Raw genomic sequence first — 17,241 nt, 5'->3', positions numbered from 1 at the left:
GTAAAATAAAAGTTAGATGATGTTAAAAACAATTAACATTTTTTAAATATTGTCCTATTCCTGTATACATAAAAGTCCTGTTTTTAAGACAAAGCCATCTAAATCCATTGATCCACAAACTTATAAATGTTAAAATCTGACCTTTTCAGTGCTTCTACCATTTCTGAATGAAGTTTAACTTTATCAACATTTTTCATACGATAGTGTTCTATAAGCTTAAATGCCTTCTCTGCCAATAACAAGGCTCTCCGTTTTCCATCAGATTTACCTGGAATCATTAGCCATTCACAAAGCTCTTCCACTCCTTCATTCTTATCTGCAACAGTTTTAAAAACAGGTATCTGTTGATGCCGTACAAGCTTTTTTAAAGTATTTGCAAATACATCAGCGCCTTCTCTATCTGCTTTATTTACAACAAAACACTGCGCGATTTCCATTATCCCCGACTTTATACTCTGGATTTCATCTCCTGATTCAGGCACTAAAACAACAACTGTTTTATCAGCAAGACCCGCAATTTCAATTTCCGATTGCCCTACTCCAACCGTTTCCACAAAGATCACATCAAAGTCAGCACTCCTCATCACATCAATCATTTCTATTGTTTTTGCTGAGATCCCCCCAAAGCGCCCCTTGTTGCCACAGATCTGATATATACATTCGGATTGTTAAATTGTTGAGACATTCTAATGCGGTCGCCCAACAATGAACCAAAATTAAAAGGAGAAGTAGGATCGACTGCCAGAATGGCTATTTTTTTACCCTGAGCAGCAAGATGCTCTGTTATTGCATTAACCAGCGTACTTTTGCCCGCACCAGGAGGCCCCGTAATTCCAATTATTGGAACTGCCGATCTAACATTAAGCATACGCAAAATATCAGCAGAAGGAGCAATATCATTTTCAACCAACGTTAAGGCTCTTGCCAAAGCTAAAAAACTTCCTTGCTCAATTCCTTCTATAAGGGGATAATTGGTATCCATTAATAAACTATCTTTGGCACAAAGAAATACAATTTATTCATTATTTAACGTGTTTTTCATTACATCTTTTTTATTCTAAAATGTCAATACCAAAAATCATACACCAAACTTTTAAATCAAAAAAGCTGCCTTTAATTACACGTTGGCACATTTTCAGATTCCTAAAAAGAAACCCAGACTATCAATATGAATTTTATGATGATGAAAGGATTGAGAAATTCATTACCGAGGAATTTGATGATGAAACGTTAAGGCTATACAAAAAACTAAACATTGGTGCTGCCAAAGCAGACTTTTTTAGATATGCCGTTTTATTAAAAAAGGGAGGTGTTTATCTGGACATTGATTGTAACGTTAAACAGAACTTTAACCAATTCATAAAACCTGATGATGTAGCAGTACTATCTCCTGAGAAAAACCCAATCTGTTATGTACAATGGGCTTTGTTTTATGAAGCAGGCCACCCATTCCTTCAAAAAACCATGGAGCTTGTACTTGAAAATATCAGGAAAAACGAATTCCCGCATGATGTACATAAAATGACTGGACCCACTGTATACACAGCTGCAATAAATGATTGTTTATCAAAAAACCCAGATATCCCTTATAGAACATTCGGGATAGAATATGCCCCATATCTAAGAGACAAATACAAGTTGGCAAAATTTTTCCTGTACGAAAAGAAATCCAATCACTGGAAAAAACTTCAGCTAACTTCAACTGTACTAAAACCGGAATAAATTTAAATCAAAGGAGCAAATTCTAGTGAATTATAAATTGGGGCACATAAATTGTAAATTTGAGCCTTTATCCCGAACTACCCAATGCAAAAACAAATTACGGTTGCTTTATTAATATCTACGTACAATTGGCCGGAAGCTCTAGATTTGTCGCTTTCTAGCGTTTTATTGCAGTCAAAAATGCCAGATGAAATACTAATTGCCGATGACGGATCTACAGAAGAAACCAAGATAATAATTGAAAAATATAAAAAACTATTCAATATACCCATACTCCATTTTTGGCAGGAAGATCTTGGTTTTAGAAAAACCCTGATCTTAAATAAAGCTATTGCAGGCGCCAAGAGTGACTATATTATTGAAATAGATGGCGACATTATTATTCACAGAAAATTCATTGAAGATCATATAAACTTCGCTATTCCCGGAACATTCGTAAGAGCCAGTCGAGGATACTTGAGCAAAAAACTTTCGGCCAAATTAGTAAGCAAGCAGGTTTCTAAAATTAATATCTTCAACAAGAACGTAGATAATTTTTTCAGCGTTATACGTATCCCTTTTTTATGGCCACTGTTCGAAAAAAAATACAAAATCAAGGGCGACGAGCTATACGAAATTCACGGATGCAACATGGCATTTTGGCGTTCTGATGCTATAAAAGTAAATGGGTATAATGAAAGTTTTACCGGATGGGGCCCTGAAGACAAAGAATTTATTGCCAGACTCCTTAATATCGGAGTAAAAAAACGTTTCCTCAAATTGGGAGCAGTCGCATTTCATATATACCATAAAGAAAATTCCAGAGCCTCCCTGGCAGAAAACCAGAGGCTATTTAAAGAGACTATAGCACTCAAAAAAGTTTATTGTGAATATGGTATAAATCAATACTTATAGACATGAATAACAAAATTTCTGTAACTCTTGTTATATCTACGTACAATTGGCCCAAGGCACTGGAGCTTGTTTTCAAAAGCATTTTAAACTTAAGGGTATTGCCCGATGAAATAATTATTGCTGATGATGGCTCAGACGAAAGGACAAAAGTTACTATAGATGAATTCAAACATAAAGTAAAAGTACCTGTAAAACATTTATGGCAGGAAGATCTTGGTTTTAGAAAAACCATTATTATGAATAATGCCATTTCTTCGGCAAGTGGAAATTACATCATACAAATAGATGGTGATATTATTTTGCATCCAAGCTTTATTGCCGACCATATTGAAGAGGCTCAACATGGTTATTACATTAAAGGAAGCAGGTCAATGCTATCAGCCGATTTAACAAACACCATAATAAGCAGCAAAAACATCCAAATTAGTTCTTTAACCAAAGGAGTAGGCAGTAAAATAAATGCCAGCTATTTGCCAATTTTCTCTGGCCTGTTTAAAGGCAATCACTTCAGATCAAACAATCTTAGAGGCTGTAATTTTTCATTTTGGAAACACGATTTCATTGCAGTCAATGGTTACAACAATGATCTTGAAGGTTGGGGTCACGAAGATATTGAACTGGCTGCAAGGCTTACAAACCTTGGGATCAGACAGAGGCAATTAAAATTAAAGGCAGTTTGTTTCCATCTTTTTCATAAAATAAACTCCAGACATAACGAAGATATTAATTTCAAAAAATATCTCAATGCTGTCAGAAAAAAGACTATTCGCTGTAAGAATGGAATTATAAAAGAGTAGCAGTAAACATAATTATTAGAAGAACCATTTTGATTATCTTCCATTTATTTAACCTAAACCAACCTGGGTTTTCTTTAGCAAATCCCATTTCAATCCGCTCTCCAAAACCTGACAGTCTGCCTCTTGATAAACTTTCGAAGAGATACCCGGCTTCATAACAGTTCTTGATCCAAAACAGATTTAAAGCTACAGAAAGAGAGAATCCTTTTGATTTATAAAAGGTTTTAATAAGGTTGGTTAATATCTCTGAGAAAAGGATTAAAAACATCAGCAAAAACAAGGTTCGAGCTGAATAGAAAGCTACTGTCATAGCAGAACAAACCATCAAAAGCAGAAGAGATTCTGATGTATTTAGAAAATCATGATAAGTATAAGGTTTTATTGTATCAAGAACTGCAATATCTGCTGCGCCACGCCCATATCTAAAACCCCGCTCTGTTTGGATAGCGCCATTATCCCACCATGGGTGTTCTACTACTGCACCGGGTACAGGAGTATATTTTTCTTTATAAATTAAGCTATTTCTAAGTAAAAACTCTATATCCTCCCCCCCTTTATCCAACTTCTCGTTAAACAAAGTTGTATCCATTTTTTCTCTGTTTAACATAACATTAGCGGTTGGTACCCAGGCCAAAGGTTTGTTATCTAATGCCGCATTAAAGTGTCCTGTTGTACCATTAATATCCATAGCCCGTGTAGCTGCATTAAATGGCAAAGGAAAGTTGGTCACCCCTGCAAAACCAATAGAATCCAGGTTGCTTTTAATTGCATCCGCATATGCGATCAATAGTTTTTCTGAAGGCACAATATCATCATCTAATAGTAAAACCCATTTACTATTGCCTAACCGAATACCATTATTCCTAGTTTTGGAAAAACCCAAATTAACCTCATTCCTAATTAGGTTAATTTTATGCTCCTCAGCTAATTTTAAAATTCCATAGGGTATTTCTGCTGAGGGATTATCAGCCACAATATAAAAATTCACTAAAAATCCGTCTGGCCTTTCAACATTAAAAATGTTTAAAAGGATACTCTCATCTAACCTGAAAGAAGGTATAACTATATCAATGGAACTATTTTGGTACATGAAATACAAATATACACCCTTTTATATAAATGAATATTGACTTAAAAAACTAAATAGTATGTACCTTTGCTCTTTAGTCACATGTCGTTACTTAACGAATTATCATAACAGATAAAAACAAAATACATTTTGATGAAAATCTATTTCAGATTACTTTCCTTCGCAAAACCAATAGAAAAGTTTGCTATTCCATATGTTATAACCACAGTGCTCTCCGTTATTTTTAGTGTACTTAACCTTACCTTATTAGCTCCATTATTCGAAACATTAATATCTGATGAGCCTACCAAAAGTTCGGGTTTGGCTGATAATGCCGCGTCTGCATTTAATATTACTGCTCAATTTAAAGAGTTTGTAAACTCATCAATAATCACAAACGGACAAGAGAAAACTCTAACCTACATCTGTCTCATTATTGTCCTCTCTGTGTTGCTTTCAAATATATTCAGATATTTTTCTCAAAGATCAATGGAAGACCTAAGGGTTCACACCCTGTTAAACCTTCGTAAAACGGTTTTCGAAAATGTAATGAATTTACATGTTGGTTATTTTAATAATGAACGTAAAGGAGACATTATATCAAAAGTTTCAGCAGATGTTCAAGTAGTACAATTTACAGTCACCAACACACTACAGGTTGTATTTAAAGAGCCGCTCACCCTTATTTTCTATGTTTTAGTACTCTTATCCATTTCTATAAAGCTAACTCTGTTTTCATTATTAGTTATTCCTATCTCAGCATTTGTAATAAGTAAAATTGTAAAAAGAATAAAACATCAGGCCAAGGAAGCCCATGAGTCATTCGCAAAAATGATTGGATTTTTAGATGAAGCCCTGGGCGGAATAAAAATCATTAAAGCCTTTAATGCTTCGGAGCGGATAAAAGAAAGATTTCATAATGAAAACGTCTTTTACTCTAACATAAACCGTAAGATGGTAAGGCGTCAGCAACTTGGATCTCCTTTGTCTGAGTTTTTAAGTATTGTAATGGTTTCGTTCATTGTTTGGTATGGTGGTCGCTTAATCATCAGTCATCAGCCCGGAGCACTCTCAACAAGTCAATTTATAGCATATATAGCTATATTTTCACAAGTAATGCGCCCTGCTAAGGCCCTTACTGATTCTTTTAGCGGAATCCATACGGGAATAGCTGCCGGAGAACGTGTACTCGATTTAATTGACACCAAAGCAGAACAGATCAATAAGCCCGATGCAAAAGAAATATCTTCTTTCAACAATTCATTAGTTTTTGAAAATGTTTCCTTTTCATACGAATCAAAAGAGGTATTGAAAAACATTAACCTTACTATTCAAAAAGGCAAAACTATAGCCTTGGTTGGGCCATCTGGTGGAGGAAAAAGTACGCTCATGGATTTAATACCAAGATTCCACGATCCAAAATCAGGTAGCATAAAAATTGATGGACTTGATTATGCAGATTTAACTGTAGAGAGCATTCGTTCTCAACTAGGTATGGTAAACCAGGAATCTATTTTATTTAACGATACCATATTTAATAATATAGCCTTTGCTAAGCCTGATGCAACTGAAGCAGAGGTAATTGCTGCAGCAAAAATTGCTAATGCACATGACTTCATCCTACAGACCGAAAATGGTTATGAAACTTATACAGGTGACAGAGGAAATAAACTATCTGGCGGACAAAAACAGCGTTTATGCATAGCAAGAGCTATTTTAGCTAACCCACCTATCATGCTTCTTGACGAAGCAACCTCTGCATTAGATACAGAGTCAGAAAAGCTTGTTCAGGATGCACTAAATAAATTGATGGAAAATCGTACTTCCCTGGTAATAGCACACAGATTAAGTACAATACATGGAGCTGATCTTATCGTTGTAATTGATAAGGGAGAGATCATTGAAACAGGAACTCATCAAGAGTTGCTTAGCCACAATGGACTCTACAAAAAACTAATTGAATTGCAAACATTTAGCTAATTCAAAAAGGAGAAATAAAACTCAATGGAAAAAGGAATTACCGTTATCATTTGCACATATAATGGCGCATCCAGGCTTTCTGAAACTTTAAATCATCTTGCCGCTCAGAGTATCCCAGAAAATCTAGCCTGGGAGATCATTCTCGTAGACAATGCATCAACAGACGGCACATCTGCCATTGCCACAGAAATATGGGGAAAGCATAACGTTAAAGATGCTTCCTTAAACATTATCAATGAAACTACTCCTGGCAAATTATTCGCTTTTCGGAAAGGAATAACTCATGCCAAATACGAATATTTTATAATTTGTGATGATGATAACTGGCTAAGCCCTGATTATGTGAATCTAGCATTTAGCATCCTGGATAAAGACCCAAAAATTGGAGCTGCTGGCGGAAAGGCTATTGCTGTGACAGAAGGTGGGGCTGAACTTCCTGAATGGTTTGAGGAAGCTAAAGAGGGTTATGCAGTTGGAGAACAAGCCAAAAATACTGGTTTTGACACTAGGAGAGACAGTTTATGGGGTGCAGGACTAGCATCACGAACACAACTCTATCTTGACACTTATAAAACCTTTCCCTCACTTTTAATAAACGACGACAACAAAAAAATACTAACTGCCGAGGATACAGAATATTGTTTAAGAATCGTTCTGAAAGGATATAAACTTTATTATGACTCCAATCTATCTTTAAAGCATTATATAACAGCAGGCCGACTGACACTAGATTATAAAAACAACTTATATAACAATTTTATTAATGCCAACTCAATTATGGAAGATTACTATCTGGCATTAAAATTTGGCCCTAATGGCCCACTGAATCTATTTAATAAGATAAGATTAACTATAATCACTCCCATAAGGTATATATTTTCTTCTGGCAAAAAGCAGTCAAAACAAAGAAAAATCCTTAGCTACTTACTACCATCTGTTATTAAGCCAGATTCTATTACCTCACAAATAAAAGCGCTTATGAAAAATAAATAAATCCTACCATCTACCCTATAAAAACAAGAGTTCAAAATATTATGCTTAAAAAGATTAAAAGATTTGCAGAAAACATAACTGCATTATCTAAATACTCTGAGATAACAACACAACTTTCAAAGAAAAGAAATATTTACTTTTTCTTTCCTTCCTGGTCTTTTGGGGGCGCAGAGCGTGTCCATGTAGACATAATGAATCTTTTTAATGATCCCAAACCCCTCTGTTTTATCACAGACAGATCTATAACTAATGGTTTCCAAAAAGAATTTGAAGCTGCTGCTGATGTTATTGAACTAGGCCGATGGGCTGAAAAAAAAGAGCTAAAAAAACATTTGTTCAAAAAGATAGCTAAGGCAATAAATGAACAGAAAAACCCGGTAGTTTCTGGTTGGTGCAGCAGGTTTATGTATGATATGATTCCACTTTTGGCTCCTCATGTTCAAATAGTAGACATCATGCATAATTTTACTGATGACGACAAAGGAATTGAGTGGTACAGCATCCCGCATGTACCCAGAATAAACAAAAGAATAATTGTAGGAAAGGTCTTGATAGAACAATTTAAAGAGCTATACCGTCTAAATCATGTTCCAGATATGTATTTGGAAAGGCTAACAGTTATTCAAAATAAAATCGCCTTTGATGGGTTATTTCCTTTAAAAGATTACGAAGGTGCATTGCAGATTCTTTTTGTTGCCAGAAATAGCCCAGAAAAAAGACCAAATGTACTGATCAGGATTGCAGAAATCTGTCACGAGTTAAACCTTCCTGTTGAATTTAAAATCATTGGCGACTTCAAAGCAGAAGAAACTATTGTTCCACCTAATTCATACATTGTTGGAGAAGTTCACAACAAAACTATATTAAACAACTATTACAAGGAAGGGCATTTGTTGCTACTTACCTCACACCGCGAGAGCTGGGGGCTTGTTGTTTTTGAAGGGATGAACCTGGGAGTTGTACCAATATCAACCAATGTAGGTGAACTTTCAAATTACATCTCCGGTCAAAAAGAAAACGGCATATTAGTTGAGAACCTTGATCAGGTAGAAGATCTTGCCAGGCTATTTATTACAGAGATTCAGCGCTTTGTAACTAACAGAGAACTCTTAAGCCAGTTTAGTAAAAATGCTTTTAATACAGTGAAGCAACTAGCCGAAGAGTGTGATTTTGATGAAGCTTACAAAAGGGAGTTATCCTTTGTGTCCAAATAATTACAATCACTCATAATCCTAGTCTCTCTTATCAACGTTACCTTTGTTTAGCATGAATCCAAAAATAACCGTTTTTATGGCTGCTTACAACGCAGCAAGTTATATCCAAGAGTCAATTCAAAGTATTTTAGATCAAACTTTTGAAAACTTTGAATTGCTGATCGTAAATGATGGTTCTACAGACGAAACAGTTGTGGTCATAAATAGTTTTAAAGATTCCAGAATCAGGTTAATTCACAACGATAAAAACCGGGGCTTAACCTATACTAGAAATGTCGTTTTAAATGAAGCAAAGGGAGAGTACATTGCAATATTAGATAGCGATGATGTTGCTATCACTAATCGTCTGGAACTTCAATACAACTTTTTTCAAGAACATCCTGAATACGCATTATGTGGTGGCCATGGCTCTGTTATCGACGAAGCAAGCAAACCGGTAGTTGATAACAGATTTACTGTTCCTATTGGCCCCGATAAAATAAAAATGACGCTTCTTTTTCAAAATACATTTATCAATTCTACAGTAATGTATAAAACTACTGTATTAAAAGAATTAAATGGCTATAATGATTATGCTCCAGCTGAAGATTATGAATTATTTATACGACTTTCGGACAAGTACCCTGTAGCCAACTTAGATACTATTTTGGTGAAATACAGAATACATGGGAGTAATACTTCTATCTTACAATCTGAAACTGGCAGATTAAAAGTTCGTTCCATCAAAGAGAAACAACTGACCAATCTCCAAATAAAGGCCGACAAAAAAATAATCGATGCATTTTTCAGTATATTGGAATGGAACTACAGGGCTAATTTCGCAGACTATCTTTCGTTATTCACTAAATTAAAGGCCGCTAATAAGGACTTGCATAAATATCCTGAAATCCCCTTCGAAAAGATGCTTTTTAACTACTGGTTTGAAATAATCTACACAAAAAAAGCTAAAATGAATGCACTTCCATTATTATTAAACAAGAATATTTTTAAGTGGTCTTACGTAAATTTCCGTCAGCTCAGAAAAGCATTCAAGCTTTCAATAAAAGGAATAGGCCAATTATCTACATAAAACAATTCAATGAAAATTATTAGATTTCTAGGTGGTTTAGGCAACCAAATGTTTCAATACACCTTGTACAAGTCATTGCAAAATAAATTCCCAAATACTAAAGCAGATTTGCAAGGTTATAATGATTATCCGCTACATAATGGGTTTGAATTGGATAAAATCTTTGATCTAAAAGTAAACACGGTCTCACCATTCACAAGTAACTTATATTACAATAAAAAGTGGATTTATAGAAAGCTTAGAAGATTGCTTGGCCTAAAGAATGCTTATACGGAAGAAAAAACACTGTTCTCATTTGACGAGTCAATCTTAAATAATCCAAAAACAGCCTACTATTGGGGTTATTGGCAAAATTTTAAATATTTTGAGAATATTGCCAGTGAAGTAAAAAACGATTTCAAATTCACATCTCCACTTTCAAAAGAGAACCAGGAAATTCTAGATCAGATAAAACTTAAAAATAGCGTTTCCATTCACATAAGAAGAGGAGACTACCTTAAAGATCCACTTCTTGGTGGCTTATGTGGCCCTGAGTATTATAAACAGGCAATCAGCCATATCCAAGCCAATTTAACTTCTCCTAGTTTCTTCATTTTTTCAGACGACATCCAATGGTGCACAGAAAATTTAACCCTTGATGATTGCACCCTGATCTCTTGGAACAAAGGGTCGGCCAGTTATATTGATATGCAACTAATGAGCGCCTGCAAGCATAATATTATTGCCAACAGTAGTTTTAGCTGGTGGGCGGCCTGGCTTAATTCTAATCCAAATAAAACGGTTATAGGCCCTAAAAAGTGGGTAAACCATGATGATCCGAATGTCTATATGTCATTTCCACAAACCTGGATTAGCTTGTAGTTGCTTTTCTTTAAATATTAACCACCAACAATCCATTTAGCCCGAGTTAGTCTAATCAATTTTACAAGAAAAAAACTCAAGCCATATACGATTAAAAATCGCGAAATGTGAATACCACTATTTACCCATACCGAATAATTTAAATAATCCAATTTCATCGGTTGAAAGATCAAAGGTAAAAGTCTTACCACTAAAACATAATGCACCAGGTATATACCAAATGTAGTTTGTCTTGGTTCCATCTTTTTCTGAAGAACCTCAATATTCCCTATCTTCAACAATAAAGCAAACATTCCGAAAGAGTAAATTATATTACTTACCCGAAGTGTATTGTAAGCATCCTTAGACCCCAGACTCAGCAATTCAAAGGATTCTAAAATCGCAAGCACAAAAAGAACAACTACAGTTAATATCATTATAGGCCAGGAAATACGATTTATATAGTTCATTACTCTATCAAAATATCTATTAAGAATAACACCAAGCCATAAATAGAAAATAAAGCCAAACAGCGCCATTGAATGATTCGTTACGAACCAATTGTGATATAAATTAAGGCTATAAACCAAAGAAACAATCCCCAAAACAACTCCAAACCACCAATTGTATAGATACTTCTTAAAAATAAGGAGTATACAAATACAGAGTAAAAAGTTTAGCACAAACCAACTGGACGTATAGCACAAACCAAAAACGAAATGATTCCAGGTAGTCCCTAAAAAATTCGTTACAACAGCGTCGTCACCACCCCTTAAATAAGAAACATACCTATCAATCATCATCAAGGCTACATATACCAACAGCCAAAATAACCAGGGCCTTATTGTGCTTTTAAACCTGTTCTTTAAATATTGTTTTGTGCTGTATTCCTGAAACTTATGATTAATAAGAAAGCCTCCTATAAGAAAAAAGGCAATTGTACTAAACTTAAACGACTGAATTAAAGAGCTTTCAACAGCAGTATCAAATGTTGAACTATAAATTCCGGATTGAATTGCAGCAGAGTGTTCAAAAACAATACCCATCATTGAAATGCACCTGATTGTATCTACAAAATCAAAATTTTTCTTTACTGTTTTTTCTTCTCTTTTTTTATCCATCCAAATTTAATTTGGCCAAAAATGGGCTTTTTTATGCTAAAAGACACATCCATTAACATCTCTTAACATTTAACACCAGAAGGATAGACAAGAAATTTATAAATGGTTTAATGGGATATCACCATTTTTTTTGAGAATCTGGAATTGGGCAACTCATAGTTGAGGATATAAATACCAGTGGGGTACTGTACTGTCGAGATCTGTTCTTCCTGATAACCGGCATTTCTAAAATCATCAAATACAACACCAACCCTTTGCCCAGCCATATTGTACAAAGTAACCCTAACCCTTCCCGCAGTATTTAATGTAAATCCAAGCTTGGTAAATGAATTTGCCGGATTAGGATAATTTTGTACAATATGGCTGGCCAAATGATTAGCAATTATATTTTGATTAAGTGCATCAAACCAAACCAAAGCCATTACATAATATCCTTTTGCATTTGGATGTACATCATCAGAATACAGTTGTTTATTCTTACTAAAAACAGCACCAATATCAGCTATTTCAATCCTCATTTCTTTCGCCAGTTCCTTATAACCTTTATTAATTAGATCTATTGCTCTATTTCTACGGTGAACAAGCTTGGTTGGATCCGGGTAACCAGGGATATCTCTAAAATATTGTAGGGTACCTAAAATTACATCCAGATTTTTACTCTTAGCCTTCTCAATCATTGTTCTCATATTTGCCAGAGTTGTACTTACCCTTGCCTTACCCTCGGCTATAAGTGTCGCATCATTAGCTCCCATCAATATCATCACAAGGCCGGTTCTTCCGGCTATTGCAGCATCAAATCTTAATAGTCCCTGTGTAGTGGTTTGGCCTGCAATACCATTATTGGCAATGTTAACAGGCTTATTTGCATAACAGTTCTCAATAAATGATTTAAGATGCTTTTGGAAGCCTAATGGAGCAGGAACTCCCTCAACAGTACTGGCGCCAAACGTAACTATGTTTATACTATCTCTATTATAAAACTGCGCATGAGTACCACATGCCGGCATTCTGCCTTGCGAAAATGCGGCAAAACCAATCAAGGTAAAGCAAATAAAACTATAAAACTTTATTATATTAATCTTCACTTTACACCTAATTCAGCGCGTTATTATTTAGCATTTTCTTTACTTAACAAAAAAAAGCGCCTTAAATTAAGGCGCTTTTCAATAATATTTTCGATGATTATAATTTTCTCTTAACCTCTACTTGTTCATAAGCCTCAACAATATCACCTACTTCAATATTGTTAAAGTTATGGATATTCAATCCGCACTCATAGCCTCTCGATACCTCTTTAACATCATCTTTATAGCGTTTCAACGAAGCCAATTCACCTGTATAAATTACCACACCATCTCTAACAATACGGATTTTACTATTACGTGTAATCGTACCATCCAACACCATACATCCGGCAATTGTACCAACTTTAGTAATTTTAAAGGTTTCTCTGATCTCAACGTTAGCAGTGATTTTCTCTTCAAACTCAGGAGCCAACATACCTTCCATCGCCGCTTTAATCTCATTGATTGCATCGTAGATGATAGAATATAAGCGGATATCTATCTGCTCAGCCTCTGCCAGTTTACGCGCACCTGACGACGGGCGAACCTGGAAACCTATAATGATCGCATCAGAAGCAGAAGCTAACAATACATCAGATTCAGAGATCTGACCTACAGCTTTACTAATGATATTGATTTGAATCTCTTCAGTAGAAAGTTTCAGTAATGAATCAGATAGTGCTTCAATTGAACCATCCACATCACCTTTAACAATCAGGTTAAGCTCTTTAAAGTTACCAATTGCTAAACGACGACCAATCTCATCAAGAGTAATGTGTTTCTGAGTACGAAGCCCCTGTTCACGCATCAATTGTAAACGTTTGTTTGCAATTTCTCTTGCTTCAACTTCACTTTCAAGTGCATTGAATCTATCACCTGCAGTAGGCGCACCTTGCATACCCAATACCTGAACCGGTACTGATGGGCCTGCTTTATCAACTTTTTGTCCACGTTCGTTAAACAACGCTTTTACACGTCCGCTATAACTACCTGCCAAAATAGGGTCACCAATTTTTAATGTACCTGCCTGTACAAGAACCGTAGTAACAATACCACGTCCTTTATCCAAAGTTGCCTCAATTACACTACCTGTTGCACGTTTATTAGGATTAGCTTTTAAGTCTAACAACTCTGCCTCTAGTAAAACTTTCTCTAAAAGTAAGTCAACATTTAAACCGCTTTTACCAGATATCTCCTGCGACTGGAAGTTTCCACCCCAATCCTCAACAAGGATATTCATTATCGATAATTGCTCACGTATTTTATCTGAGTTTGCACCTGGTTTGTCAATTTTTGTAAAGGCAAACACCAATGGTACGCCCGCAGCCTGAGCATGGTTAATAGCCTCTTTTGTTTGAGGCATCACCGCATCATCCGCAGCTACAACAATAATTGCAATATCTGCTACCTTAGCACCACGAGCACGCATCGCCGTAAAGGCCTCGTGACCCGGAGTATCTAAGAAAGTAACTTTTTTACCGGTCGAAGTAGTTACCATGTAAGCACCAATGTGCTGGGTAATACCACCCGCCTCACCGGCTACTACATTCGCTTTACGGATGTAATCCAGCAAAGATGTTTTACCATGATCCACGTGTCCCATAATGGTAACAACAGGTGCTCTCGGCAATAAATCCTCTTCAGAATCCTCTTCTTCAATAATAACATCGCTTTCATCATCCGGTTTAACGAATTGAATTTCGTAACCAAACTCATCAGCAACAATTGTTAAGGTTTCAGCATCCAAACGTTGGTTAATAGATACAAACATTCCCAAACTCATACAAGTTGCGATAATCTTTGTAACTGGTTCATCCATCATTGTAGCCAATTCATTTGCCGTAACAAACTCTGTAACCTTTAAAACTCTCGATTGCAATTCTTGTTCCATTGCAGCCTCGTCTGCTGAAAGCGCAACATCATCACGTTTTTGACGACGTAATTTAGCACGCTGAGCAAACTTACCAGATTTACCTGCTCCACTTAAACGTGCAAGCGTGGCTTTAATCTGATCTTGTATTTCTTTTTCCGTAGGTTCTTCTTTAGGACCACTGTGGCTATGACCTCCACCTGGTTTATTGTTCCTAAAATTAGGCCTGTTGGCAGTATTGTTTGTGTTATTTCTAAAATCCGGTCTGTTACCTATAGGGGCTGCAGGTTTTTGCTGACCCGGTTGCCCTTGTTGTCCTGCCTGTCCGCCGTGTTGGTTACCACCTGAAGGTTGGCCATGACCACCCTGACCAGGATGCCCTCCCGGAGTTTTTTTACGCTTACGTTTTCTCTTCGCATCAGCACTATCAGCAGAAGATGCAACAGGCTGAGATTTACGATCTGGTGTTGTAGGCAATACAATTTTACCTATAATATTCGGACCTGAAAGCTTTACTGAACGAGCCTTAATAACCTCTGATTCCTCAGGCTTTTCAACTTTAGGAGCCGGTGGAGGAGTAACAGGCGCAGCCTTAGGCACTACTGGTTCCGGGGCTTTCACTACTACTGGTTGTTCTGCAACTTTAGGTTGCTCAACCACAGGTTTAGCTTCTTCAACAGGCTTTACAACCTCTTGTTTTACCTCTTCTACTGGTTTTTCAACCTTCTCAACTGGTTTTTCTTCTTTTACAACTTCCTTAACTGGCTCTTCAGCAACCGGAGCTTTAGGCTCTGGAGCCGGAACAGGCGCAGGAGCTTCTTCAGCTTTAACCGGGCGCGTTTTAGAATTTAAATCATCAAGATTTATTTTTCCTACTATTTTAACACCTGGCAAAGAGCTTTCATCTGCTTTTTCTGCAGGAGCTTCCGGTTTAGCCGGAACTTCTTCCTTAGGCTTCTCAGCTGGAGGAGTATATGAATGAAGATTCTTTATTAAAACGCCTTCGTTTTCGAATTCAACATTTTTTCTAGGTGCCTCAGCAACTTTCTCAGTTACTTCAGGTTCATCACGACGAATTTTACCAATAACAATCTGATTGGCTTCTTCTTTTACGATTTTATCGCCCTGAAACTCTTTTAACAGCGCATTATACATGTCGCGAGAGAGCTTAGTAGTGGGTTTATTCTCAACAGAAAAGCCTTTCTTTTCCAGGAACTCAACGGCCGTAGCTATCCCTACGTTAAGTTCCTTAACTGCTTTAAATAAAATTATTGGTTTGTCGTCTGACATTGATATCCTATTTTTTCTTTAATTCTTATACAAAAGTAACGTTTATTCTTATTTATTTCATTGTAGGTCGTGAGTTTTTGTATTATTCAAATTCTGATTTCAAAATACTCATCACTTCCTTGATGGTTTCTTCCTCCAAATCGGTACGTTTAACCAATTCATCAACGGAAAGTGCTAACACACTTTTAGCAGTATCACATCCGATAGCTTTTAGCTCATCGATGATCCAGCTATCGATCTCATCCGAGAATTCTTCAATATCCACATCCTCATCCTCTTCACCAGCTTCACGGTATACATCTATTTCATAACCGGTTAATTTTCCGGCAAGTTTAATGTTATGACCACCGCGACCAATTGCCAACGAAACCTGATCAGGTTTTAAGTAAACTGAAGCATGTTTTGTTTCATCATCTAACTTAATAGAGGTGATTTTTGCAGGGCTTAGCGCTCTGGTTATATATAATGAAATGTTATTGGTAAAGTTAATTACATCAATATTTTCATTTTTAAGCTCTCTAACAATACCATGTATACGGGAACCTTTCATACCCACACAAGCTCCTACCGGATCAATTCTATCATCGTAAGATTCTACAGCAACTTTAGCTCTTTCTCCCGGTTCACGAACAATTTTCTTAATGGTAATTAAACCATCAAAAATCTCAGGAACTTCAATTTCGAATAAGCGCTGTAAAAACTCAGGGGCAATTCTGGAAATAATAATTTTTGGAGTGCTGTTCACCATATCCACTTTAAGGATTACGGCACGAACGGTATCACCTTTTTTGAAATAATCAGCCGGGATCTGTTCAGTTTTAGGCATCATTAATTCGTTGCCTTCATCATCAAGAACCAGTGTTTCTTTTTTCCAAACCTGGTAAACCTCTCCGGTTACAATCTCACCAACCCTGTCTTTATATTTTTTAAAGATTTCGTCTTTTTCAAGTTCTAATACTTTTGAAACAAGAGTTTGGCGGGCAGCTAAAATAGCTCTTCTTCCAAAACTCTCTAAAGTGATCTGCTCAATGTAATCGTCGCCAACTTCCATATCCGGATCCAACTGTTTAACCTCAGCAAGTTCAATTTCTAAATCATCGTCCTCAGAAAAGCCATCTTCCATCACTTTTCTGGTACGCCAGATCTCTAAATCTCCGTTATCCGGGTTAACAATTACGTCACAATTCTCATCAGTACCATATTTTTTACGCAACATACTGCGAAATACCTCTTCCAGCACACTAATCACTGTAGGGCGGTCGATGTTCTTAAAGTCCTTGAACTCCTGAAATGAATCGATTAAATTAATATTGCTCAT

The 17,241-nt window shown here is 36.2% G+C and carries 13 protein-coding genes and 1 pseudogene; 8 read left to right on the top strand and 6 right to left on the bottom strand.

What is annotated here, in order from left to right; translation table 11 throughout:
- Positions 1-98: 98 nt before the first annotated feature.
- Positions 99-868: pseudogene (locus CPT03_RS19525) on the bottom strand (ArgK/MeaB family GTPase).
- 194 nt (positions 869-1,062) lie between these two features.
- On the opposite strand from CPT03_RS19525, the gene CPT03_RS19520 reads away from it, so the two are divergent.
- From CPT03_RS19520 to CPT03_RS19510, 3 genes are all read left to right on the top strand, one after another.
- On the top strand, positions 1,063-1,722 hold the full coding sequence (locus CPT03_RS19520) for a glycosyltransferase family 32 protein (RefSeq protein ID WP_099440397.1): 660 nt from the start codon (positions 1,063-1,065) through the stop codon (positions 1,720-1,722).
- 84 nt (positions 1,723-1,806) lie between these two features.
- Positions 1,807-2,616, top strand: coding sequence for a glycosyltransferase family 2 protein (locus CPT03_RS19515; protein WP_099440396.1), 810 nt, complete (start codon positions 1,807-1,809; stop codon positions 2,614-2,616).
- 2 nt (positions 2,617-2,618) lie between these two features.
- Entirely contained in the window at positions 2,619-3,413 is a 795-nt protein-coding gene (locus tag CPT03_RS19510) for a glycosyltransferase family 2 protein (RefSeq protein WP_216641570.1), read from the top strand.
- On the opposite strand, the gene CPT03_RS19505 is transcribed toward CPT03_RS19510, so the two are convergent.
- Positions 3,400-4,503 (bottom strand): glycosyltransferase family 2 protein, encoded by a 1,104-nt coding sequence (locus CPT03_RS19505; protein ID WP_099440395.1) that lies wholly within the window; start codon positions 4,501-4,503, stop codon positions 3,400-3,402. The two genes, CPT03_RS19510 and CPT03_RS19505, sit on opposite strands and share 14 nt — an antisense overlap.
- A gap of 132 nt (positions 4,504-4,635) precedes the next feature.
- On the opposite strand from CPT03_RS19505, the gene CPT03_RS19500 reads away from it, so the two are divergent.
- From CPT03_RS19500 to CPT03_RS19480, 5 genes are read left to right on the top strand one after another with little or no spacing between them, the layout of a single operon-like run.
- Entirely contained in the window at positions 4,636-6,462 is a 1,827-nt protein-coding gene (locus CPT03_RS19500; protein ID WP_099440394.1) for an ABC transporter ATP-binding protein, read from the top strand.
- Positions 6,463-6,486: 24 nt separating this feature from the next.
- A complete protein-coding gene (locus CPT03_RS19495; protein ID WP_099440393.1) occupies positions 6,487-7,455 on the top strand; it encodes a glycosyltransferase in 969 nt (322 codons plus the stop codon).
- Between the two features lie 41 nt (positions 7,456-7,496).
- Positions 7,497-8,669: a glycosyltransferase family 4 protein gene (locus tag CPT03_RS19490; protein WP_099440392.1), complete on the top strand. Its 1,173-nt coding sequence runs from the start codon at positions 7,497-7,499 to the stop codon at positions 8,667-8,669.
- A 52-nt stretch (positions 8,670-8,721) separates the two neighbouring features.
- On the top strand, positions 8,722-9,738 hold the full coding sequence (locus tag CPT03_RS19485) for a glycosyltransferase family 2 protein (protein WP_099440391.1): 1,017 nt from the start codon (positions 8,722-8,724) through the stop codon (positions 9,736-9,738).
- A 9-nt stretch (positions 9,739-9,747) separates the two neighbouring features.
- Positions 9,748-10,599, top strand: coding sequence for an alpha-1,2-fucosyltransferase (locus CPT03_RS19480; RefSeq protein WP_099440390.1), 852 nt, complete (start codon positions 9,748-9,750; stop codon positions 10,597-10,599).
- A 17-nt stretch (positions 10,600-10,616) separates the two neighbouring features.
- Here CPT03_RS19480 and CPT03_RS19475 read toward each other — a convergent pair whose 3' ends face one another.
- From CPT03_RS19475 to nusA, 4 genes are all read right to left on the bottom strand, one after another.
- A complete protein-coding gene (locus CPT03_RS19475) occupies positions 10,617-11,699 on the bottom strand; it encodes an acyltransferase family protein (RefSeq protein ID WP_099440389.1) in 1,083 nt (360 codons plus the stop codon).
- Between the two features lie 107 nt (positions 11,700-11,806).
- Entirely contained in the window at positions 11,807-12,784 is a 978-nt protein-coding gene (locus tag CPT03_RS19470; RefSeq protein WP_157766502.1) for a GDSL-type esterase/lipase family protein, read from the bottom strand.
- A 97-nt stretch (positions 12,785-12,881) separates the two neighbouring features.
- Positions 12,882-15,923 carry a translation initiation factor IF-2 gene (infB, locus tag CPT03_RS19465; protein ID WP_099440387.1) on the bottom strand — a complete coding sequence of 1,014 codons (3,042 nt, stop codon included), beginning with the start codon at positions 15,921-15,923 and terminating at the stop codon, positions 12,882-12,884.
- Between the two features lie 82 nt (positions 15,924-16,005).
- Positions 16,006-17,241 (bottom strand): transcription termination factor NusA, encoded by a 1,236-nt coding sequence (gene nusA, locus CPT03_RS19460; RefSeq protein ID WP_048907881.1) that lies wholly within the window; start codon positions 17,239-17,241, stop codon positions 16,006-16,008.

The organism is Pedobacter ginsengisoli, from assembly GCF_002736205.1.
In the GTDB taxonomy this organism is placed as follows: domain Bacteria; phylum Bacteroidota; class Bacteroidia; order Sphingobacteriales; family Sphingobacteriaceae; genus Pedobacter; species Pedobacter ginsengisoli_A.
Note: the sequence above shows the minus strand (reverse complement) of the source record. Positions and strands in the feature narration are given on the sequence as shown.